The sequence below is a fragment of the Kitasatospora sp. NEAU-69 genome (assembly GCF_057158765.1).
Genome location: NZ_JBWXUE010000043.1, coordinates 15,430 through 35,884, shown reverse-complemented (window position 1 = coordinate 35,884; position 20,455 = coordinate 15,430). Strand labels below are relative to the sequence as shown.

Below are 20,455 nucleotides of genomic sequence, written 5' to 3'. Positions count from 1 at the left end.
CCCATGCGTGTTCTCGTCCTGTGCTCGGACGAGGACGCATGCGCCGGGTGATGAGCTGGATCCACCGGGAATTCCCGGGAGTTCGCGCCGGCGGCGCCGGCTGTTCGAGACGAGGGGTGACCGGGGTGACCGGGATGACCGAGAAGACGGCGACGGGGCGACGGGCGATTCTGATGGCCGCGGCGGCCGTGACGGGGGCACTGCTGGCTCCCACAGCGGCCTTCGCGGCAGGGAAGGCCCCGGTGAACGAGCCGGCGAATCCGGCGGGCCAGGACCCGGTCCGCGCATTGGAGCAGGCGGCCCACCCGCTGCGGTCGGCCGAGCCGGGGCCGGGCACGGCCGATCTGCGACCGTTGGGGGCGATGATCGGCGGCGCCGCGGTCGTGGGCCTGGGTGAGGCCACGCACGGGTCGCACGAGTTCTTCACCCTGAAGGAGCGGGTCTTCCGGTACCTCGTCGAGGAGAAGGGTTTCACCACGTTCGCCCTGGAGATCGGCTGGCCTTCGGGCCTGCGGCTCGACGAGTACATCCAGGGCGGCCGGGGCGACGCGCGCCAGATCGTGAAGGAGGAGCTTGGCGGATCGCCCTTCGAGCGCGGGGAGTTCCTGCACCTGATCGAGTGGATGCGTGATCACAACCGGCGCAGTCCCGGCCATCGGGTCCACTTCATGGGCGACGACGTCGGATTCCCCAGGATCGGCGACGACTTCTTCGAGCGGGTGACGGGCTACGTCGGCCGCCGGCACCCGCAGTTGCTGGCGCGCTTCACCGAGCTCTACGCCGGTCTGCGCCCCTTGGACGACGGCTTCGCGTACATCAAGGGGCCGCTGGCGGAGCGGCAGCGGCTGGCGGCCAACGCCCAGCAGGCCCTGGAACTCCTGGCGGGCCAACGGGGCGCGGGCGGTGAGGAGTTCGAGTGGACGGTGCAGCACGCCCGGTCCATCGCGCAGACCGCCGCGGTTGTCGCCTGTGACTTCGACGACCCCAAGGCGGTGACCGCCATGGAGCTTTACCGTGACCGGTTGATGGCCGAGAACATCGTCTGGTGGCAGCGTCGGACCGGTCACCGGATGCTGCTGTCGGCACACGACGGGCACGTGGCGTACGTGACCGACGAGCCCGAGATGTATCCGAAGGTGCAGGGCGAGTTCCTGCGCGAGGCGCTCGGGAGGGGCTACGTGTCGATCGGCACCACCTTCGACCAGGGCTCCTTCCTCTCCCAGGATCAGAGTCTGGTCGGTCCGTGGAAGACGTTCACGGTGGATGCGGCCGCGCCCGGCAGCAACGAGTACACCCTCGACCAGGTCCGCCACCCCGCCTACTACCTCGACCTCCGCACCGTCCCGACTGCGGCCCGCGCCTGGCTGGACGTCGCCCGCCCCACGCGCCACATCGGCACCGACTACCCCTGTCCGCTCGACAACGTCGCGATCGGCCGGTCCTACGACCTGCTGGTCCATCTCCACCGCGTACGCGAGGCCGACGTGCTGCGGTGAACTCGCCTCAAGAGTGACCGGCTCCGCCCCACCGTCCGTGCGCCGGGCGCATGGCGTCAGACCCGGCGGTCCAGCAGTGGTTCGCGATGGTCGATCCGGCAGGTCGGCTGGGCGGGCGGGACGGTGAGCACCGCCTTGCCGCGCAGCTCGCGCCGGGCCTGGGCTTCCTGGCCGACCGACGCAGGGGCGGCGGCCGGCCGGGGGAGCAGCGTGACGAGGACGGTCGCGATGGCGAGCAGCAGGACGCCGATCCAGGCCGTCAGCTCGGCGGCGGAGGCGAAGTCGGCCGGGCCGGGGCGAGCACCGAGTGCGGTGAAGAACACCGCGCCGAGGGCGGCGACGCCGGCCGCGGTCGAGAACTGCTGGGTGGTCGTGAGGATGCCGGATGCGGCGCCCGCCTGCGCCGGACGGATTCCGCCGAGCACCGCGCCCATCAGCGAGGGCATCGTCAGGCCGCTGCCCAGGCCGAGCAGCGCCAACGGGACGATCAGCAGCGGGGCGTCGATCCCGGCCCCTGCCAGCTGGAGTTCGAGGGCGAAGGTCAGCATGGCGAGGGTGCTGATCGCGCTGCCCGCGAGGAGCACCCTGACCCCGTACCGGGCGACCAGCCGCCGGCCGAGCAGCGAGGCGGCCATCGTCGCCGCGCCCATCGGCAGGAACGCCAACCCGGCGTGCAGCGCGTCCAGTCCGAGGCCGGACTGCAGCAGCAGGGTCATCACCAGGATCAGGCTGCCGAAGGAGGCCATGACCACCACGTTGATCAGCAGGCCGATCGAGAAGGACCGGGCACGGAACAGCGTGAGATCGAGCAGCGGTCCGGCGCCGCGCCGGGCCAGTCGGCGCTCCCAGCGCAGGGTGGCGGCCAGCGCCGGAACGGAGGCGGCGAGCGAGATCCAGCTCCACAGCGGCCAGCCCTGTTCCCGCCCGATCACCAGCGGCACCAGCGCCAGCGCGAGGGAAGCCGAGACGCCGAGCGCGCCGACCGGATCCAGCTCGGGGCGGGCGACGGGCACGCGCTGCGGCAGCAGCCGGGCCGCCACGGAGACGGCGGCGATGCCCACCGGCACGTTGACCAGGAAGATCACCCGCCAGCCGAGCCCGAGCGGGTCCGCCTGGAGCAGGAGTCCGCCGAGCACCTGCCCCGCGATGGCGCCGACGCCGAGGGTCACGCCGAACCAGGACAGCGCACGCGGCCGCTCCTCGGCCGGGAACGACCTGGTGATCAGCGCCAGTACCTGGGGAGCCATCGCGGCCGCCGCCAGGCCCTGCAGCAGCCGCGCGCCGACCAGCTCGGTGGGGGACTGCGCCAGCCCGCACAGCAGCGAGGCCAGGGTGAAACCGGCCATGCCCAGCAGGAACATCCGGCGGTGGCCGAAGAGGTCGCCGAGCTTGCCGCCGGTGACCATGCCACTGGCGTACGTGAACCCGTAGCCGCCGACGACCAGTTCCAGCGCTGCCTGGCCGGCGTGCAGGTCGAGCGCGAGCGACGGCGCTGCGACGTTCACGACCATGTAGTCGAACGAGGCCATGAAGGTGGCCAGCAGAATCACCGGAAGCGTCCGCCACCGGCGTGGATCGAAGGTGCTCATTCTCGGGCCCTCTCGGTTCTGTGCTGCGCGGTGCCGATCACCGCCTGAAGAGGTTCGCGCGGAAGGCCCTTCGGCCACATGGGGCGGATTGCCTAGATGCCTCTTCAGATCGGGCACGAGATCGCCCTGCCTGATCGCCTCTGCCTGATTAGGATTCAGGCTGATGATCAGCCAATCCTTCCCATCACCCATGCTCGCCCGGGAGGCGGAGCTCTCCGCCCTGGCCGACGCGTACGGGCGCGCCGTCGCCGCCGGGCCGGTCATGGTCCTCATCGGCGGCGAAGCCGGCATCGGCAAGTCCCGGCTGGTCAGCGAGTTCACCGCAGGGCTGCCGGCCCGCACGCTGCTCGGCGGCTGCCTCGCGCTCGGCGCGGACGCCCTGCCGTACGCGCCCTTCGTTGCCCTACTGCGCAGTCTGGTAAGGGAGTTCGGGGTGGAGCGGGCGGCCGGCCTGCTGCCCGGTGGCGGACGGTACGGGCTGGCGCACTGGCTGCCGGAGTTGGGCGAGCCCGCAGCGGCGCCGGACGCCTACGGCCGGGCACGGCTCTTCGAGGAGGTGCTGACGCTGATCGAGGCGGCGGCGGGCGAACAGCCGCTGGTGCTCGCCGTGGAGGACCTGCACTGGGCCGACGCCTCCAGCCGTGAGCTGCTGCTCTTCCTGGTGCGCAACCTGAGCCGCCCCGGCGTTCTGCTGCTGGGCACCCACCGGTCCACCGGTCTCGACGAAGCCCATCCGCTGCGGTCGCTGCTCACCTCACTGAGCCGACTCGACCGGACCCGCCGGGTGGACCCGGGGCCGCTGCGGAAGGCCGATGTCGTCGAGTGGCTGACGGCTCGTCGGCACGATCCGGCGCGAGCCGGCGAGATCCATCGGCGCAGCCAGGGGAACCCGCTCTTCGTCGAGGCGCTGGCGGAGTCCGAGGGCCCGGCCACCCCCACCCCACTGCGCGACCTGCTCCTCTCCGGGCTGCGCGAACTGCCCGAGCAGGGCCGCCGGGTGGTCCGTGCGGCCTCAGCCGCGGACGGCGCCGTCGGGCACTCGCTGCTCGCGGCGGTCGCCAGGCTGGACGGACTGGACGAACCGGCGCTGGAGGACGGGCTGCGCCCGGCCGTCGAGCGACGGCTGCTGATACCGGTCGGTGACGGGTACGCCTTCCGGCACGCGCTCATCCGCGCAGCCGTCTACGAGGACCTGCTGCCCGGCGAGCGAGCCCGGCTGCACGCGAGGTACGCGCGGGCGCTCGCGGCCGACCCGGCGCCGGCCGGGCAGGCGGCTGTGGCGCTGGCGGCCCACTGGAATGCCGCCGCTGACCGTCCCCGGGCCCTCGCTGCCGCCTGGCGCGCCGCCGCCGTCACCCGCGACGGGCATGCCTACGCCGAGCAGTTCAGACTGCTCGAGCGCGTCCTGGAGCTGTGGGCACCCGACACGGCGTCCGGGATCGGCGTGGGCCGGGACGCCGTCCTGACGGCGGCTGCGCGAGCCGCCCTCGACGCGGGCGAGGCGGAGCGCGGCATCGCGGTCGCCACGGCGGCGCTCGCTGAGACCCGCGAAGCCGAGCGGGCGGCGCTGCTGCTGGAGACCCGCAGCCTGCTCAAGCACCGCAGCGGCCGGGACGGACTGGACGACCTCCGGGAGGCCGTGCGCCTCGTCCCTGCCACGGCGGTCGTCCTGCGCGGGCGGGTGCTCGCGACCCTCGCCAGCCGCCTGTGCGTGCTCTCCCGGGATCGGGAGGCCCTCGAACATGCCGAAGCCGCGCTCCAATTGGGTCGCTCCGCCGAGGATCCCGGCGTACAGGCGCTGGCGCTTGCCACCCTCGCGGCTCTCGCCTCGCGCGCCGGTGATCCTGCGGCCGCCCGTGCCCACTGCGAAGCTGCGACCCGGATGGCCACCGAGGCCGGTGACGACGACACGGTCGTGCTCGCCGCCGTCGTGGAGTCGCTGGCGCTCAAGGCGGCCGGTGCGTACGCCGAGGCCGCGGCGGTGGCCCGAAACGGGCTCGACAGCGCCCGCCGAGTCGGCCTCGCCGGCAACCGGGGTGCCGTCCTTGCCGCGGTTCTCGCCGACTCGCTGTTCTGTCTCGGCCGCTGGCGCGAAGCGCGCGAGACGGTCCAGGACGCGCTCGCCCAGGAACCGCCACCGCTCTACCAAGCCGTCCTTCTGACCAACCTCGGCGCTCTCGCCCTCGCCGAGGGCGACGCCGCCGTTGCCGCCACGGCCGCCGCCGACGCAGACCGGCTGATCGCGCCGGAGTACACCGGGCTGGAGTTCCTGCTCCCACTGCGCGACCTGCAGTGCCAGACGGCTCTCGCGGGCGGCGACCACGAGGAAGCCGACCGGCTGCTCGGCCGGGTGCTCGCCGACCCCGAAGCCGGCCATCAGCCCGCGCTCGTCTGGCCGCTGATCCACACCGGCCTGCGGATCGCCGAGGTGCGGCATGCCAGCGGTGCGGCCGACCAGCGGCTGCGCTCAGCGGCAGCGGAGTTGCTGACGCGGCTGGGCGAGATCGGTGACGGGCTCGGCACGACCGGGCCGGTGCAGGAGGCCCAGCGAGCCTCCTACCGCGCCTGCATCGGAGGCGACCGGGCCGACCACGAGACGGCCCTCGCCGCCTGGCGTGCTCTGGGGCACCCCTACCCGCTCGCGCAGGCCCTGCTGAAGGCCGCCGAGGCCGAACTGAGGTCCGGCGCCCGGCCGGTCGCCGAGGCATATCTCCGCGAGGCGGGCGCCACCGCTTCCGCGCTCGGCGCGACCCCGCTGCGGCGCGAGGTCGAACTCCTCGCCGCCCGGGGCCGCGTCTCCCTCCCCACCCCGGAGCCCGACCACTTCGACCGGCTCGCCCACCCCGGCCGGCTCGACCGCCCCGACCGCCCCGACCGGCTCGGCCTGACGCCCCGCGAGACGGAGGTGCTGCGGCTGGTCGCGGAGGGACACAGCAACCGGCGCATTGCCGACGACCTGTTCATCTCCGCCAAGACCGCCGGTGTGCACGTCTCCAACATCCTGGCGAAGCTGGCAGTCACCTCCCGCACGGAGGCCGCCGCCCTGGCCCACCGACTCCGCCTGTTCGAGTGACGGGACGTCATGCCAGTGGTGTCATGCCAGCAGCAGCGCCCCGTAGGTGTGCAGCGGCGAGTCCTCGTCCAGCGGGGCGATCGCGGCGATGTAACCGTCCGGGCGGACCATGATCCGGCCGCCGTGCGGGAGACCGTAGCGGGTGGCCGTCTGGCCGTCGGGGTCCGCGAACACCGCGTCGTAGCCGCTCGGGGCGGTGTCGGCGGCACCGACGAGCAGTTGTCGGACCGTCACATCGGCCACCGGCGCCGGTGCGGCTGCCACGTCGTTGCCTGCCACGGTGATCAGCACGTGCTCGCGCGCTCCGGCGAGCGCCGCCCGCAGCTCCGGGCCGGCCACCGAGAGGTGGTCGCCGGCGTGTAGCTCGCCGCTACCCCGGCCCTGGACCACGATCGGGCTCTTCCGGTACGCGATCGCGGTCTCCTCGGTGCGGTCGGCCATCGCGTGGCGGACCGGGGCGAGACTGGTGAGCAGATGCGTCCCCTCGTTGCGCAGCTTCTGCGCGATCGGGTTGACGAGCGTGCCGACCCGGGTGAGCGTGCTGGCGAACTGGATCACCTCGGCGCCGACCGGGTGGCGCTCGGCCTGGTAGCTGTCCAGCAGGGCCGGGCCGCCCTGGCCGGTGCCGACCAGGGCGAGCTTCCACGCCAGGTTGTGGGCGTCCTGGATGCCGGTGTTCATGCCCTGGGCCCCGGCCGGGCTGTGGACGTGCGCCGCATCGCCGGCCAGCAGCACCCGGCCGACCCGGTACTCGGGCACCTGGGCGTGGTGCACCTCGAAAACGGTGAGCCAGCGCGAGTCCCGGATCCGGATCGGCCGCTCGGCGCGCTCGTCCACCACCTGCTGCAGCCACTCCTGGGTCGCGGTGCGCTCGTCGTCCGTGGCGATGTTCGCGATCAGCCGCAGCCGGCTGCCCTCCATCGGGAAGACCAGCAGCGGGCCGTCGTGCGGCGCGAAGAAGGTGTACATGCTGTGCGGATCGAGGTCGTGGTCGGCGTCCACGTCGCCCATCAGGAACCGCTCGCCCTTGAACTTGCCGACCAGCGTGCTGCCGACCAGCTTGCGCGCCTGGCTGTGCGCGCCGTCGGCGCCCACCAACCAGCCGGTGTTCACGGTCTCCTCGCGCCCGTCGGCGTGCTCCAGCACCGCCCGGACGGCGTGCTCGTCCTGGGTCAGCCCCGTCAGGGTCACCTCGCGCTCCACGGTGACACCGTGCCCGGCGAGCGCCTCGGTGAGGATGCGCTCGGTCTCGGTCTGCGCGATGGTCACCGAGAACGGGAACGGGCTGTCCACCAGGTCGAGTCCGATCCTGGCCACCACCTCGCCGTCGGAGTGCATCTCCATCGCAGTGGTCCGGACCCCGGCCCCGATCAGCCGGTCCACCAGGCCCAGCCGCTCGAACATCTCCAGGCTGCGAGCGTGAACGACGATGGCACGCGATTCCGTCGTGGGCTCGGCCAGCCGGTCCACGATCCGCACCGGCACCCCGCGCCGCGCCAGCTCCAACGCAACGGTCAGCCCCACCGGGCCCGCACCTACGACGATGATCGGGTCGCTCACCAGCAGTCCTCAAGTTCGTGCCGACGGAGAATCACCAGACTGGCGGCCAACTAGGTGCATGCCAGCCCGATCAGTGAGCAGCCTATCGATCACCGGCGTTCCGCGGATCCGGTCACCGCCCCGCGCCCGCGGCGGCAGGGCAGTTGATAGGCCCCAGCTGCCGTGGCCGGGGGCAGCTTCCCGCGACAGCCTGGCGGAGCGGGCCGGATGGTGCGATCATCCACCGATCATTCCTGGCCCACGACGACGGCGGACCCGGACCGGACAGGGGAGTTGGACGTGCCCAGCACCGAACTGAGCCTCAGCTACGACATCGCGGCGATGCCCGCCGCCGTGCTTGCCCACCTGGCGGAGCCCGAGAACTACATCGGGCTCTCCCCACTGCTCGTGGACGTGCGCGACGTGCGGCGCGAGGGCGGGGTTACGCACTACGTGGCCGTCGAGCGGTTCCGGTTCCTCGGACTGGTCCGGCACGACAACGTCATCCGGGTCAGCCTGCGCACCGAGGACGCCCGGCTGCCGGGTGAGGCGACGGTCAGCGGTGAGGTGGTCAGTCCTGGTGGTGTGCGGATGGACTACCGCTTCGCCGTCGCCGCCCGAGCCGACGGCGGCTCCCTGGTGGTCGACAGACTGCGGCTGCACGCGCCGTTCGGCCTGCTCCGCTACGCGGCCGCCAAGGCCGGAGCAGTGCAGGCCGAGCGCGGCCGCGTGTTGGCCCGTCGGCTGGGCGGCGGCAACTGAGGCGGGCGGGCCCACGGACGTCGCCGAGCGGGTGGGTGGTCTCAACCGGCAGGTGGCCAGGAGCGTCGAGGAGGACGGGCTCGTTGGCAGCCCGGGGCCGCGCAGGCGGGCGACCGGTGCGGGGCAGCGTGACCAGGGGGCGTGACGCGCCACTGTCGGGCGTAACCTTCGGTGCCACTCGGGTTGCTCTCGGTCGGCCTGGCCCCCGGCTTGGTGGCGCCGGCCGGGTTCGCTGCCCCGCGCCTCGGGACGGGCACAGCGGAATGTCGACCTCGGCCCCTCAGACGCGCCCGTAGCGGACCACCTGGTCGGCGAACTCCTGGGCCATCTCCGCGGACACGGTCGGACGTGTGCGGTGAATGGCGTCCAGATAGTCCTGAGTGCTGGGTTCGGTCCGTTCCCCGGTGTCGAGTGTGCGTTCGAAGGCGCTCTGGGCGACCGCCATGGCGACCTGCCTGATGTCGGCGGGAGTGAAGCCCTCGCTCGCCTCGGCGAGGACTGCCGTGTCGGCGGTGGTACCCGTTTTCGCCGTACAGCCGGCCCACAGCGCGTCGCGCGCCCCGCGGTCGGGCGGCCCGACCGGCAGGACGTAGTCGAACCGGCCGTGGCGCAGGAACGCCGGGTCCAGTGCGGCCACCGAGTTGGTGGCGCAGACGAGGAGCCGGCCGTCGCGGTCACGGAACCGCACGATCGACTTGAGGAGTTCGTTGGCCACGCCGACGGACGCCGGGGCGGCGAGACTGCGCGTGCCGGCGACCTCCTCGACCTCGTCGATGAAGAGCAGCACGTTGTCGAGCTGCGCCACCTCCTCGAACCGGCGGCTGAGTCCGGTGGCCAGCCCGTCCTCCGAGGCGAGTCGGGAGGGGAGGAGCTCGACGAACGGCCAGCCGAGCCGACCGGCCACGGCCTTGGCGAACGTGCTCTTGCCGGTGCCCGGTGGACCGAACAGCACGACCGCGCGGGGTGGTTCCACTCCGTGGGCGTCCGCCAGCTCGGGATTCGCCAAGGGCAGTACCAGGCGCCTTTCGATGAGCCGCTTCTCGGCGGTCATACCCGTGAGCTGCTCCCAGAGGCGGGCTTCGGGCAAGACCGCACCCAGCATGGCCAGGACCGTCGCGCCCTGGGCGCTGACGGCCTCCGACTTCTCGAAGTACGTGAGCCCCCGGCGGGGGCGGAACCCGGAGTTGACCAGTGCGGTGGCGCCGGTCTCCTCGTCGGGCAGCAGTGCCGCGACGATCCTGGCGCCGGCGTCCCGCAGGCGGTGCTCCAATGCGGACAGCAGCGCGCTACCCATGCCCAGGTCCCGCCAGGCGGGGTGCAGCGCGATGCGCAACACCCACGCCCGGTCCCCGTCCACTCGGCCCACCGCCGCGCCCACGAGATGCCCGTCGGCCACCACGACGACGCTCGGATTCCGCGCCTGCAACGCGGCGACGACATCGGAGAGGCGGAAGACGGCAGGGATGTCCGTTGTGGCGCTCTCGGCGTCGAGCCGGACCACCGCTTCGAGGTCGTCCGATGTGAAGTCCCGCACATGCCATACAGCCATACGCCGCTCTCGAACGTTGCGCGCCCCCGGACTTCCATCATCGGTCGGCCACCGGGTGCCCGCCTGCCAGGAAGAGAACGACCTGACCGGTCCGTGCAGTCCGGGCCTTCGAGCAAGGCGGAGGATGCGAGATTCGAACGGCGTTCACTTGCCTGCTTCCGGCCCGTACCACTGGGCCTGTCCGGTGACGTTCGCGATGCACTCGAAGTCGTGGTCGGTGCAGGAGGGTCAGGCCCTGCAGTTCGGCTGTGGCGGCGATGATCAGGTCGACGGCTCCGGCGCTGCGATGCCGGCCTCGTCCGGTCAGCAGGTCCTGGACCTGCCAGGCGCGGTCGTAGGCGCGATCGTCGACCGGTACCCAGCCGAACAGCCCCGTCGTCAGGATGTCGGCCACCGATGGTGAGGCCTCGGCTTGGCTGAACTCACTGTTCTGCTCCGCTCTCCAGGTTGTGGGTCATTCGTTCCAGGACGGTGACGGCGATCCGGTACTCCTCGCGGGTGATGCCGGCCGTCGACAGCTCGCGGAAGGCATCGACGTGTTCGGCGACCTCGGCGAGGTGGGCGCGACCGTCGTGGGTCAGGGCGAGGCGGTCCGGCTCGGGGCGGAAGACCCAGCCGTCGGCGACGACCGTCTCGATGGCGCCGGTCAGGACGGCGACATCCGCGTTGGCAGCCAGGACGGTCAGTACGTCGGTGTCGGTGGCCTGTGGATCGTCCTCGACGACGTTGAGGACCTGCCAGGCGACCCGGCTGAGACCGAACTCGGCCAGCATGGAGTTCATGTACCCGGTGAGGGCCTGGTCGGTGCGGTTGAGCCAGTAACCGATGGGCTTCATGTCGTGCTCCTCGGAGGGTCAGTGGTGCAGGGGGGCAGGCCTTTGGGGTGGGCCGATCCGGATCAGTGCGGGGTGAAGGCGGCGACGTTCTCGTCGGCCCACTGGCGGAAGGTGCGGGCGGGACGGCCGAGGAGGGTCTGGGTGGTGTCGGCGATGGCTGCGGGACCGTGGTTGGCGGCCTCCCACAGGTCGAGCAGCGAGGAGACCATCGGCGCGGGCATGTAGGTGCCCATCTGCTGCTCGGCCTCGGCGCGGGTGATCTGCTCGACCGGGATCTCACGGCCGAGGGTGTCGCCGAGGACCGCGAGCTGCTCGCGGAAGGTGAGCGACTCGGGGCCGGTCAGGGTGACCGAGCGGCCGGTGAGGGAGGTGCCAGTCAGGGCCTCGACGGCGATGTCGGCGATGTCCTCGGGGTGGATGGGCGCGATGTGCGCGTCCGGGTAGGCGAGCTGGATCGGCATCGACCGGCCGATGAAGTGGGCCCAGCCGAGGGAGTTGCTGGCGAAGGCGTCCGGGCGCAGGAGCGTGCAGGTGAGCTCGGAGGCGGCGAGGGCGCGCTCGACCTGGAGGCTGTGGCCGGCGAGCGGGTCGTTCTCGGCGTCCGGGCCGAGGACGGAGGACGAGGACAGCAGGACCACGTGCTCGACGCCGGCGGCCTCTGCGGCCTTGGTCAGCTCGTGGACGCCGGCGGGTTGGGGATAGAGGAAGACCTGGCGGACGCCGCGGAGCGCGGCGTCGAAGGTCTCGGGCCGGTCGAGGGCGAGCTCGACGGTCTCGACGCCCGACGGGACGGTCAGTTCGGCGGGGCTGGCGCTGGCGGCGCGGACGGTGCGACCGGCGGAGTGCAGGCGGCTGATGACGGCCTGGCCGACCTTGCCGCGGGCGCCGGTGATGAGGGTGGTCATGGGGGGCTCCGTTCACTGCTAGCAATACATGCATGTTTGCATGCATGTATTTGCCAGTCAACACATTCCTTCATGGAGTCATCCATGTCTGTACGATGGCGGTCATGACGAAGCGCGAGCCGAAGACGGCGGACGAGCTGCTGGACGCCGTGGGCCCGGCCTTCGGGAAGCTGCGACGCTCCTCGCTCCTGGAGGTCGAGGACCCGATCTCCCAGAAGGACCTCAGTCGCACGCTGGTGCTCAGAATCGTCCTGGAGGCCGAGCAGAACGCCCCGGAGAACGGGCCCGCCGGGCAGCCCGGTGCCGGCGAGATCACCGTCGGCGCGGTCGCGCGGCACCTGGGCGTGGACCCCTCGGTGGCCAGCCGCATGGTCTCCGACTGCATCTCGGCCGGCTATCTGATCCGTGCCGCCTCCCAGCAGGACGGCCGCCGCACCGTCCTCCAACTGAGCCCCGACGGACGTGAGCTGATGGCCCGCTTCGGCCGCCACCAGCGCTCGGCCTTCGAGTACATCACGGCCGACTGGACCGAGCAGGAGCGCCTGGAGTTCGCCCGCCTCATGCTCAAGTACGTCGACTCCCAGGACGCCCTCCGCCACCGACTCCCCGGTGAGGACGCTCCGCGCTGAGCTGTCCCGGCGGCTCGTGCCGGTGAAATCGCGGGAACGACGAAGGCCCCGACCATGATGCGGTCGGGGCCTTCAACTGCCCAGCTGGGCAAAGGCGGAGGATACGAGATTCGAACTCGTGAGGGGTTACTCCCAATACGCTTTCCAATTCTCCCGAACGCTGTCCGCTGGGGTTCACCGGCGTCCTGATCTGCAGTGGAGTGAACCGCCGAGCAGTGGCCGGATCTGGATGGATGGGGGTGAACGTGACCAGAACTGAGACCAGTTTTGCCGGGGGCCGGTGAAAGCGAAGCCGACGGTTCCTGTCGTGGCTAGCGCTGCTCCGGCAGCGCGTTTGATCTCGCGGTGACTACTCTCGCCTGGAGGTAGGCGTACGTCTCCGGAGCTCACGGATGAGGTGGTCTATCTGTGCTTCGGTCAGATGCCTGGCTGGGGAACTCCAGCTTGATGAGAAATCCTTGATCGCGATGTGAGGGCCAGGATGGTTCAAGGGCATCGCGCAGCCATTCTTGCTGCAGAAGGGGAGGGCTGTGACCCTGAGCCAGTCCAGGTCGTACCAAAGGTACTGCTGCGGCCGCTCAATTTCAGATGATCCTGCGGGCAACAGGGCCCTATGAGGACCTTTGTGGGCGCGGAACAGCACGCACAGCGCGTCTGGACGTCGTGGCGCGAATGCCCACCCGCATCGGGAGGGCAAGCGGGGTACAGGCAGAGGCGGGAGTTCGGGAGGTGAGGCCACTGCCTGATTGGCTACTGGCTGTTTCGCAGCACGGGAGCGGTGGGCACTGTCCTTGCACCGGCGTTCGATGCAGTACTGCCGTGGCCGGCCATTGTTGGTCGATAGAGTGGGTAGCAACCTGCCACAGACGATGCATGACCTGACGTAGGCACGGTTCACTTCCTCGACCCAGAGGCTGATCACTCTGCTACGGCTGAACTCCGGCGCATCACCGAGGTCTCGGGATTTTGCTCTTCTGATTCGCTGCACGCTACGGCGCACAGTGGTCTCGCAAACGCGTAGCTGGGCGGCTGCCTGCCGGCAGCTGAGTCCCGCAGCGTCCACGAGTAGCCACATCAGGCGGTATTCAGGCCAAAGATGTTCGTAGCTCAATGATCCAGCAATGTCCGGGGAAGGTGGGCAGAGCAGGAGCTCGGTGAACCGGGCGTCGCTGCTCCTGTCAAACGTAGGGTCGCTGGATGGATTCATCTTCGATTCGCCTCCTACCCGCCGGTGTGGCCGTTCGTCCCGGGTGGCAGACCACCCAGCACGGCGGATGCTGCGGAGCTCGGGCTATTGCTGCCTGTCGTGCAGCTCGGCTCACAGGGATCAATAGCGTGAAGCAAGGCGGGAAGGCGTTCCAGGTTCGCAGAGAGCCTGCTGGCGGTGGATGCCTTGAGGACCTCCAACACGATGCGCAGCTTGGTCCTGAGCGTAACCAAGTTGACGGTAAGCCAGCACAACGTGCCAGTAAGAGCCAGGACACCCGGCAAGACAACAGCGAGAGACAACGTTGCTCCTAGGGGCGCACATGAAAAAGGCCCCGTCCTCATCGAGGACGGGGCCCATGGAGCGGAACGCGTGAAGGGCACCCCGACTGTTGGCGGGGGCGCCCTTCACGATGGCGGCTGCAAACACAGCTGTGCCACGGAGCGAGGTTGGCACTTTCAGGGCTTGAGCGCCAGCGGCACCGCGTGCCGCCTACTCTCTTGCCTCCATTTCCCCAGATCAGAAAGCATGCGAGCCGCTGCGGATAAATGGCGCAGTTTCGACGCACAGTGGCTGGGCCTTCGGTGCCGCGCCTCGGCGGGGGGCTCCTACGGCGCGTGCCCTGCCGGATTCGAGCGAGGTCAGACGGCCTCACTTCTCCTCGCTCACCGAGTAGGCGTACTCGATCCAGACCTCTTCGCCTGGGTTGAGCGGGAAGCAGCCGTGCTCGTTCTCGAAGAGCAGCCACACTTCCTTGAACGCGCCGCGGTCGTGCTTGGCTTGCCAGCGCATCGCCTCCCCGTGGCAGGTCGCGGTGAGCGCGTACTCGTCCCAGGTCAGCGGGTGTTCGCGGTAGTGAGCGCTGGATCGCTCGGGCTCTCGACGCTGATGCGGATCAGGTAGCAGGTGATCGGCTCGCTGCCGGTGTTACGCAGGAGTCGACGCATCGTCAGTCGGTACTGGGAGCCGCCGAAGTCCAGGTGGGCGCCGTCGTGGGCCATGATGATTGCCGATCCCATTGCCTAGGGCTGCTTGGGGCGGCATGGGGCCGGCGGAGTGGTGGCCGGAGCAATGCGGGACTTGGCGGCCTCGTAGTCCAGCCAGCGCCTCCAGATGGCTGAGGGTCTCCTCAGGTCTGCGGGCGAAGTTCTCGGTGGGTTTGTCCCGGCCGGACTCCACGTGGCTCAGGTAGGTCGGGTCGAAGCACATCTTGCGGGCCAGTTCCCGCTTTTACTGCGCGGCTGGAGAGTGCGCTTCGGTCGATGGTGCCTCGCCATTGGCATTCGGAGGGGTGCTCTGACTCGCGGCGGCAGCGGGCTGCTCGGGACCCGACTTGAGGCGAGCGAAGAGCGACAATCCGCGGTCGATGCCGAAGAAGAGTACGAACGATAAGGCCGGAGCCATCGCGATGCTGAACGCCTGCGCTACGCCGGAGAGGTGCGCACTGATCCACCACACGGCGGCTGCCGCACTTGCCACTGCTCCGACCACGCGAAGGCGCTCGTCCTGCAACAAGTTTGATGCTACTGGGAGTTCGCCAGCAGGAAGAAGAGTGCGCGTATTCCCAGCGCTGTAGTTCTCAGCGATGGTGGCAAGCGCCTCGGCGAGTCTCCGCAGAGCCTCCTTCGGATCGGCATCCAGCTCGGACTCCAGTTCGAAGAGGCGCTTGCGCACACGCGACGCATGCTTGCGTACTTCCCGGTTACGAGGGGAGAAGCGAGAACGTGAGCCGTCGCGCGCGTCGATCATCCGCAGCTCGTTCCCGACCTTCCGGCACCTCGTTTCCACAGCGCGCAGCCGTGCCGCGCGTTGTATGGCCGGCGCATTGAAGGCATCGCCGCACGCGCTGACAGCGCGCACGATGATGTGCACAAGGCGGAAGCTCTGCCCGCTGAACCTGCCTGCGTACCACAAGGAGATGATCTCGGGGGCAAGGCAGATAGCGTCGATGAGCAGCTGGACTCTGCTGGGTGTTGCTGACGAGCCCGCGCCGCCCGCCCAAACGCGCCCATGATCCCCTAGAAGGCCCAGAAGAATCAGCGACAGTACGGAGCCGAGCGCCACGGCCGGGCCGCCCCGGAGCCGAGCACGATGGTGCTCCCGTAGAAAGCCGGCTGCCTCGGCAGTCTGGACCTGTATCCCGAGTGTCCGAAGCGCGCTGTCCAGGGCGGCGACAGCGAGCTCGCCTTGCCGCGCCCCTCGACGCCGCCAAGCCTCGTAGAGCTGTAACGGGCTAGGGACAGTGAGCAGTTGCATGAGCCCCCCTCAGAACTATTGCCGTCCGACGATACTGCTCCGGAACGTCATCGTTAACCCGGAGTGAGCCGTTGCCCGATCGGATGATCGAGCGGCGGCGTGCAAGTGATCTCGACGCCTACGGTTGAAGGTGCGCCTCTCCTGCTGCGTCGTCGTTCGAGCAGCGGCGGACGGCGTCGGTGAAGGGTTGGTGACAAGTCCCGAAGGATCTTGGTGACGCGAGGCTGCGCGAGGGCCAGATCGCAACTGAGGCCAAACTGAGACCACGCGACGACGAAGGCCCCGACCGCAGTGCGGTCGGGGCCTTTGTTTGCCCAGCGGGGCAGTGATGGAGGATACGAGATTCGAACTCGTGAGGGGTTGCCCCCAACACGCTTTCCAATTCTCCTCGGTGCCGTCCGCCGGGGTCCGTGCCGGTTGTGGGCCTGTCACCACTGGCCTACCGTCACGCCCACGACGCACCGGAGCTGATGGCGGCCGGTGGCCACCCGGCCGAGCACCGGACAGCCGTGCCGGACCGGCCCGGCGCTCTCGGCGGATCAGAGGGTGGCGGCGCGCAGTGCGATCAGGGCGATGGAGGCCATGGTGAGGATCACCGCCGGAGGCGCGCCCTTGCGGTCGCCGACTCGCAGGTGGGAGGCGACCGCCCCGGCGAAATAGAGCGTCAGGCCGATCGCGGCGGCGATTCCGACGGATCCCCACCAGAGTCCGGCGAGCACACCGGCCGCGCCCGCGACCTGAGTGCCGATCAGGAAAGCCATCATGCTTTGCGGCACTCCGAGGGTGGACATCTGCTCGGTGATGTGCCGCGTCCGCAGAGACTTGGCCCCGGCTGATACCAGGAGAACGGCCGACATGAACACACTGACGACGGGAAGGGAGACGAACACGGCTGAAACCTCAATCGTGCGAGAGGCGAGCAAGGGACGTGCGCACCTCGACGACGATAGGCAGTCGATAGGTACCTCAAGGTAACCTTCGGGGCATGAGCCAGCGACCCGGAATCGCCTTCCTTGCCGACTGCCCCGCTCTCCTGGCCATGGAGATCATCGCCAGCAAGTGGTCCATGGTCACGCTCTTTGCGCTCACCGACGGCCCGGTGCGCCACGGCGAGCTGGTCGAGCTGAGCGGTGGCATCTCACGCAAGGTACTGACGCAGACGCTGCGCCGACTCCAAGCCAACGGGCTCGTCGAGCGGCACGCGTACGCCGAGGCGCCGCCGCGCGTGGAATACAGCCTGACCGATTTGGGACGAACCCTGGAGGAGCCCATCAGGATGCTCACCGCCTGGGCGCGGGAGAACGGCGAGGCGGTCGTCACCTTCCGGGAAGCAGCCGACGCGGCCACAACCACCGAGGTGGACCAGGCGACCCCGGTGAAGATCCCTCCTGTCGATGAGAACCTGAACCGCTTCTGATCAACAGGTGCCGAAGGGGCTTCGCGGCGGGATCGTTCGGTCCGGCCGCGTCGGTTCCCGCCACGACAGCGCCGCAACGGAGAGCTGGTTCGCCCTGTTCCAGGCCCGGACCACCGGCCCGTCCCAGCAGACGACGATGGCCCGGACCGCTGAGCGGTCCGGGCCATCTGCCGGCGGAGGATACGAGATTCGAACTCGTGAGGGGTTGCCCCCAACACGCTTTCCAACTGTTCGTCCGGGTGTCCGGGGGTGCCCGTGAGCGTCCTGGCCTGCGGCGGAATGGGCCGCTAGCTGGCCTCTGAACGGCCCTGGATGGGGGTGAACGCAACCAAAACTGCAACCGCGTCGCGGCGGAGCTCTGCCTGACTACCCACGTGATTGATGCTGATACCGGAAGGCGATTGCACGCAGCGTGAGGATGTCGCTACGCTCCATGCGGGCGACTTGTTCGATGTCCCCGCATCACGCGACATGGCTCCTTGGCCGGGTGCTTTTTGGCGAGCCGAGCAGTCGTGTAGCTCGCCGTGCTCCCTGGGGTGTTGGGGCCTGTGTCCCGTCCCTTCGGGCTGGATGGTGTGCGGCTCGGGCAGCATCAGAGGTTCCGGAGGCAACGCGCTCCGAGGATCGACACGGGTGGAGGTCGGCGGCAGTCATGTCCGCGCTCTCGCTTCGCCTCGCGCGCATGCGCTTGGTGGCAGGACGTAGACCTATTCGAATCTGCCGACTTTCACGGAGTGCTGCTCGTGCTCAGCGACGACGCCACGACCATCCGGCTTCATCTGGACCAAGACGAGGTTGCCCTCGTCACGGCCATTCTTCAGCACGCGGCCGACGAGTGTCGCGCGGTCGCCTCGCCGGAGACCGCGGCGGGTCGGGGCGCCGGGGTGACCCTCGGGCGGCTGGCCGTCCACTGGGCCGACATTGCCGAGCGGGAACTGCACTGCTCAGTCGTCAACATGAACGGCGAGCGGTTGTTCACAGTCCCGCTGACCCTGGAGGGGTGGTACCAGGTCCGCGCGGCGCTCAGCGAGTCTGCTGCGCAGCTCTCCCGCGCTGTGGATGACGGGGAAGCAGCCGTCAGGGCGAACCGGGAGCGGGCGCGAAGGGCGCTCTTCCTGGCGGACAGGATCGCGGAGGCTACGAGTGAATGAGAATCAGGCCGTTGAGGCCGATGGGGGCTGGCAGCCATCCTGGTGGGCACTTCCGCGCGCAGCTGCCGTGGACAACCTCTTTGACACGCTGGCTGGGAGAGGATTCACGGAAAGCGCGGCTCGAGGATTGGCACGAGCGGCCGTGCGCCCGGATGAAGCGCGTCGGAAACTAGCAGATGTCTCCGAACTGCGCGTGCAGGGCGGCACTTTGTCGATCGTAGAGACCCGGCTGTGGTCTGCTTCAGTGGTGCCTCACCCGGCCAACCCGAGAGAATACGGGCGTCGAAGCTATGCCCTAGGTGGTGCAGGAACTGGCCTGGTTATGCCCGATCCTGTCTCGGGCTCGGGTGGCTGCGCGGAGCTGGAGATTCGGGTGGATAACCCGAACGTTCTTGCGCAGCGCTTGGAGGACACCAAAGGGCGGCTGGTCAAGGAGAATCCCCTTCGCGAGGACATCGCAGTGGAAGGCGTCCTCCAGCCCTTGACTGTCGTGTCAATGACAGTGCATCACCACAACGGGCGCCCACCTGAGACGATGCTGATCGCCGCCGACGGTTCGAGTCGTATTAGTGCGGTGCACGACATGCTCGGCTATGCGCCAGCGAAGGTTGCCTACGAGTGGGGAAAGGATGAGCGAAAGTTCCGAAAGGAAGTCAACTCGCTGATTCGTTTGGTTCAGAAGGTCGGCTGGGACAACCTTGGCAGTGCCGAGAAGGCAAAGGTGCGTGTTCTCACCATCCCTGCGCGCGTAGTCGTCGGGTTTATGTCTGATGCTCGGGCGCAGCTCCGCTTCCATACGGCTGTGCGAAACTTCATCGGCCTTACACACATCCGTCCTCCCAAGCCGTATAGCCCAGCTGTAGAGAGCGAGGCGAAAGCTGATGCCGTGCTCGACTCCTTGGCTGAGCCCACTCGTACTCGATCAGCCCGCATCACCGTGGTTGAGAAACACTGGTTTGCCGGAACCATCACCGAGCGGGAAGCCATGGACGAAGGCTGTAGCCGAGATCGCGATGTGCGGGCTGGGGAGATCGTCCGAGCTGTGCTGGGCGGAGGTATCGGTACGGCACGTCGCGTCAATGATGGCATTCGCTCGCTGACGGCGAAGCAGCAACCCACGAGAGAGGATCGGGTGGACATTGCCGTCGAGCTGATCCTCCGCCCGGTCAGGACTGAGAGGAATGATGACCTCCACTTCGTCCGATCGCGACGTGCTGTGCTCCAACGTGCCTACCGACTTCCGGAGATTGAGGTCCTTTCGGCAGATGCCCCGTTGGAGGGCGCGGCTGAGGCCGGTAGGTCTCTGGAGGACCTGCGCGACGATGCCTTGGAGGAGGTGAGCAACGGGCTTGGCGACAGCGGACGGTTGGGTGTTGCACAGACGGAACTCGCGGTCAAAGCCGCCTACTACATGGCTCTCGCCGAGCCGATGGCTCTGCAACGTGAAGTCTTCGGAGGACCAGACGACAGCGACGACCGCAGCGCGGCCGCTGTGCTGCGTGCCATGCTCTCGCGTCGACGCGGTGTGCTCCAGGCATACGAGGTCGTAAAGGCCGGGCGGCTGGGGGCGAAGCTGTATGAGGTGGACGAGGGTGGCCTCGTTGTACATACCGCGGAAGGTCCCCGTGAGCTGACCAACATCCTGGTCCGCCACACCTACAACGGTGAGACGCTGGAAGAAGCGGCCGCGGGCTTCAAGGCCGCGAGTTTGCGCTGGGCCGATGTGATCACGAACGCCGACAAGCTGAAAGGGGCTGTGGCTGCCTTGAAAGCCGTCCCCATCGATGACGGCGGCGCCAGCCTTGTGAAACGCGATGGATGGGACTCCAAGGAGATCGCGAGCCTGCGCTCAAAGCTCGACCGCATCTCTCGCACGCTCGCCGACTGGGCGGACCGGTATGACGAGCGCGCCGAAGTCGACATCCCGGAGTCCGAACTAGGGACTTAGCGCGCGACGTGGGCGGCGATGCCATGTGCGCGATCGGATAAGTATCCGAAGTCGCGTGCCCCAGCGTTGTCCGTCGCGTACTGGGCATTTGTGCCTTG

Annotated in this window: 16 protein-coding genes, 1 tRNA gene and 1 pseudogene; 7 read left to right on the top strand and 11 right to left on the bottom strand. The window is 69.3% G+C overall.

The genetic code is table 11. The features are described 5' to 3' along the window. Positions 1-134 precede the first annotated feature (134 nt). Complete coding sequence (locus tag AC060L_RS33100) at positions 135-1,496, top strand: erythromycin esterase family protein (RefSeq protein WP_483802676.1); 1,362 nt, start codon at positions 135-137, stop codon at positions 1,494-1,496. Positions 1,497-1,552: 56 nt separating this feature from the next. Here AC060L_RS33100 and AC060L_RS33095 read toward each other — a convergent pair whose 3' ends face one another. Continuing rightward, complete coding sequence (locus tag AC060L_RS33095; protein ID WP_483802675.1) at positions 1,553-3,085, bottom strand: MFS transporter; 1,533 nt, start codon at positions 3,083-3,085, stop codon at positions 1,553-1,555. Between the two features lie 163 nt (positions 3,086-3,248). On the opposite strand from AC060L_RS33095, the gene AC060L_RS33090 reads away from it, so the two are divergent. Continuing rightward, entirely contained in the window at positions 3,249-6,158 is a 2,910-nt protein-coding gene (locus AC060L_RS33090) for a helix-turn-helix transcriptional regulator (RefSeq protein ID WP_483802674.1), read from the top strand. Positions 6,159-6,179: 21 nt separating this feature from the next. On the opposite strand, the gene AC060L_RS33085 is transcribed toward AC060L_RS33090, so the two are convergent. Further along, positions 6,180-7,718, bottom strand: a complete 1,539-nt coding sequence (locus tag AC060L_RS33085; RefSeq protein WP_483802673.1) for an FAD-dependent monooxygenase — start codon at positions 7,716-7,718, stop codon at positions 6,180-6,182. A gap of 279 nt (positions 7,719-7,997) precedes the next feature. Here AC060L_RS33085 and AC060L_RS33080 point away from each other — a divergent pair, with 279 nt between their 5' ends. Continuing rightward, a complete protein-coding gene (locus AC060L_RS33080; protein WP_483802672.1) occupies positions 7,998-8,459 on the top strand; it encodes an SRPBCC family protein in 462 nt (153 codons plus the stop codon). A 280-nt stretch (positions 8,460-8,739) separates the two neighbouring features. On the opposite strand, the gene AC060L_RS33075 is transcribed toward AC060L_RS33080, so the two are convergent. From AC060L_RS33075 to AC060L_RS33060, 4 genes and pseudogenes are all read right to left on the bottom strand, one after another. Beyond that, on the bottom strand, positions 8,740-10,008 hold the full coding sequence (locus AC060L_RS33075; RefSeq protein WP_483802671.1) for an ATP-binding protein: 1,269 nt from the start codon (positions 10,006-10,008) through the stop codon (positions 8,740-8,742). Positions 10,009-10,152: 144 nt separating this feature from the next. Beyond that, positions 10,153-10,378 (bottom strand): annotated as a pseudogene (locus AC060L_RS33070) (PIN domain-containing protein); the annotation flags it as partial. Positions 10,379-10,430: 52 nt separating this feature from the next. Next, entirely contained in the window at positions 10,431-10,844 is a 414-nt protein-coding gene (locus AC060L_RS33065) for a MarR family winged helix-turn-helix transcriptional regulator (protein ID WP_483802670.1), read from the bottom strand. Between the two features lie 62 nt (positions 10,845-10,906). Continuing rightward, complete coding sequence (locus tag AC060L_RS33060; RefSeq protein WP_483802669.1) at positions 10,907-11,749, bottom strand: NAD(P)H-binding protein; 843 nt, start codon at positions 11,747-11,749, stop codon at positions 10,907-10,909. A gap of 104 nt (positions 11,750-11,853) precedes the next feature. Here AC060L_RS33060 and AC060L_RS33055 point away from each other — a divergent pair, with 104 nt between their 5' ends. Then, positions 11,854-12,378 carry a MarR family winged helix-turn-helix transcriptional regulator gene (locus AC060L_RS33055; RefSeq protein ID WP_483802668.1) on the top strand — a complete coding sequence of 175 codons (525 nt, stop codon included), beginning with the start codon at positions 11,854-11,856 and terminating at the stop codon, positions 12,376-12,378. A 1,858-nt stretch (positions 12,379-14,236) separates the two neighbouring features. Here the strand turns inward: AC060L_RS33055 and AC060L_RS33050 are convergent. From AC060L_RS33050 to AC060L_RS33030, 5 genes are all read right to left on the bottom strand, one after another. Further along, entirely contained in the window at positions 14,237-14,377 is a 141-nt protein-coding gene (locus AC060L_RS33050) for a hypothetical protein (protein ID WP_483802667.1), read from the bottom strand. Positions 14,378-14,421: 44 nt separating this feature from the next. Then, entirely contained in the window at positions 14,422-14,604 is a 183-nt protein-coding gene (locus tag AC060L_RS33045) for a hypothetical protein (RefSeq protein WP_483802666.1), read from the bottom strand. A 211-nt stretch (positions 14,605-14,815) separates the two neighbouring features. Next, a complete protein-coding gene (locus tag AC060L_RS33040) occupies positions 14,816-15,649 on the bottom strand; it encodes a hypothetical protein (RefSeq protein ID WP_483802665.1) in 834 nt (277 codons plus the stop codon). A gap of 521 nt (positions 15,650-16,170) precedes the next feature. Further along, positions 16,171-16,285 (bottom strand) — tRNA-OTHER (locus AC060L_RS33035). A 95-nt stretch (positions 16,286-16,380) separates the two neighbouring features. Then, positions 16,381-16,731 carry a DoxX family protein gene (locus AC060L_RS33030; protein WP_483802664.1) on the bottom strand — a complete coding sequence of 117 codons (351 nt, stop codon included), beginning with the start codon at positions 16,729-16,731 and terminating at the stop codon, positions 16,381-16,383. Positions 16,732-16,826: 95 nt separating this feature from the next. Here AC060L_RS33030 and AC060L_RS33025 point away from each other — a divergent pair, with 95 nt between their 5' ends. The 3 genes from AC060L_RS33025 (at position 16,827) to AC060L_RS33015 (ending at position 20,357) form a co-directional block, all read left to right on the top strand. Then, positions 16,827-17,258: a winged helix-turn-helix transcriptional regulator gene (locus AC060L_RS33025; RefSeq protein WP_483802663.1), complete on the top strand. Its 432-nt coding sequence runs from the start codon at positions 16,827-16,829 to the stop codon at positions 17,256-17,258. Between the two features lie 743 nt (positions 17,259-18,001). Continuing rightward, on the top strand, positions 18,002-18,409 hold the full coding sequence (locus tag AC060L_RS33020) for a hypothetical protein (protein WP_483802662.1): 408 nt from the start codon (positions 18,002-18,004) through the stop codon (positions 18,407-18,409). Then, positions 18,402-20,357, top strand: a complete 1,956-nt coding sequence (locus AC060L_RS33015; RefSeq protein ID WP_483802661.1) for a hypothetical protein — start codon at positions 18,402-18,404, stop codon at positions 20,355-20,357. The genes AC060L_RS33020 and AC060L_RS33015 overlap by 8 nt, the downstream gene beginning before the upstream one ends. Positions 20,358-20,455: the final 98 nt, after the last annotated feature.

Bases quoted from the DNA above. Each gene is read 5' to 3' on its own strand.
- AC060L_RS33095 (WP_483802675.1), bottom strand. From the start codon at position 3,085: ATGAGCACCTTCGATCCACGCCGGTGGCGGACGCTTCCGGTGATTCTG.
- AC060L_RS33065 (WP_483802670.1), bottom strand. From the start codon at position 10,844: ATGAAGCCCATCGGTTACTGGCTCAACCGCACCGACCAGGCCCTCACC.
- AC060L_RS33050 (WP_483802667.1), bottom strand. From the start codon at position 14,377: ATGCGCTGGCAAGCCAAGCACGACCGCGGCGCGTTCAAGGAAGTGTGG.
- AC060L_RS33075 (WP_483802671.1), bottom strand. From the start codon at position 10,008: ATGGCTGTATGGCATGTGCGGGACTTCACATCGGACGACCTCGAAGCG.
- AC060L_RS33025 (WP_483802663.1), top strand. From the start codon at position 16,827: ATGAGCCAGCGACCCGGAATCGCCTTCCTTGCCGACTGCCCCGCTCTC.
- AC060L_RS33090 (WP_483802674.1), top strand. From the start codon at position 3,249: ATGATCAGCCAATCCTTCCCATCACCCATGCTCGCCCGGGAGGCGGAG.
- AC060L_RS33060 (WP_483802669.1), bottom strand. From the start codon at position 11,749: ATGACCACCCTCATCACCGGCGCCCGCGGCAAGGTCGGCCAGGCCGTC.
- AC060L_RS33055 (WP_483802668.1), top strand. From the start codon at position 11,854: ATGACGAAGCGCGAGCCGAAGACGGCGGACGAGCTGCTGGACGCCGTG.
- AC060L_RS33045 (WP_483802666.1), bottom strand. From the start codon at position 14,604: ATGGGATCGGCAATCATCATGGCCCACGACGGCGCCCACCTGGACTTC.
- AC060L_RS33100 (WP_483802676.1), top strand. From the start codon at position 135: ATGACCGAGAAGACGGCGACGGGGCGACGGGCGATTCTGATGGCCGCG.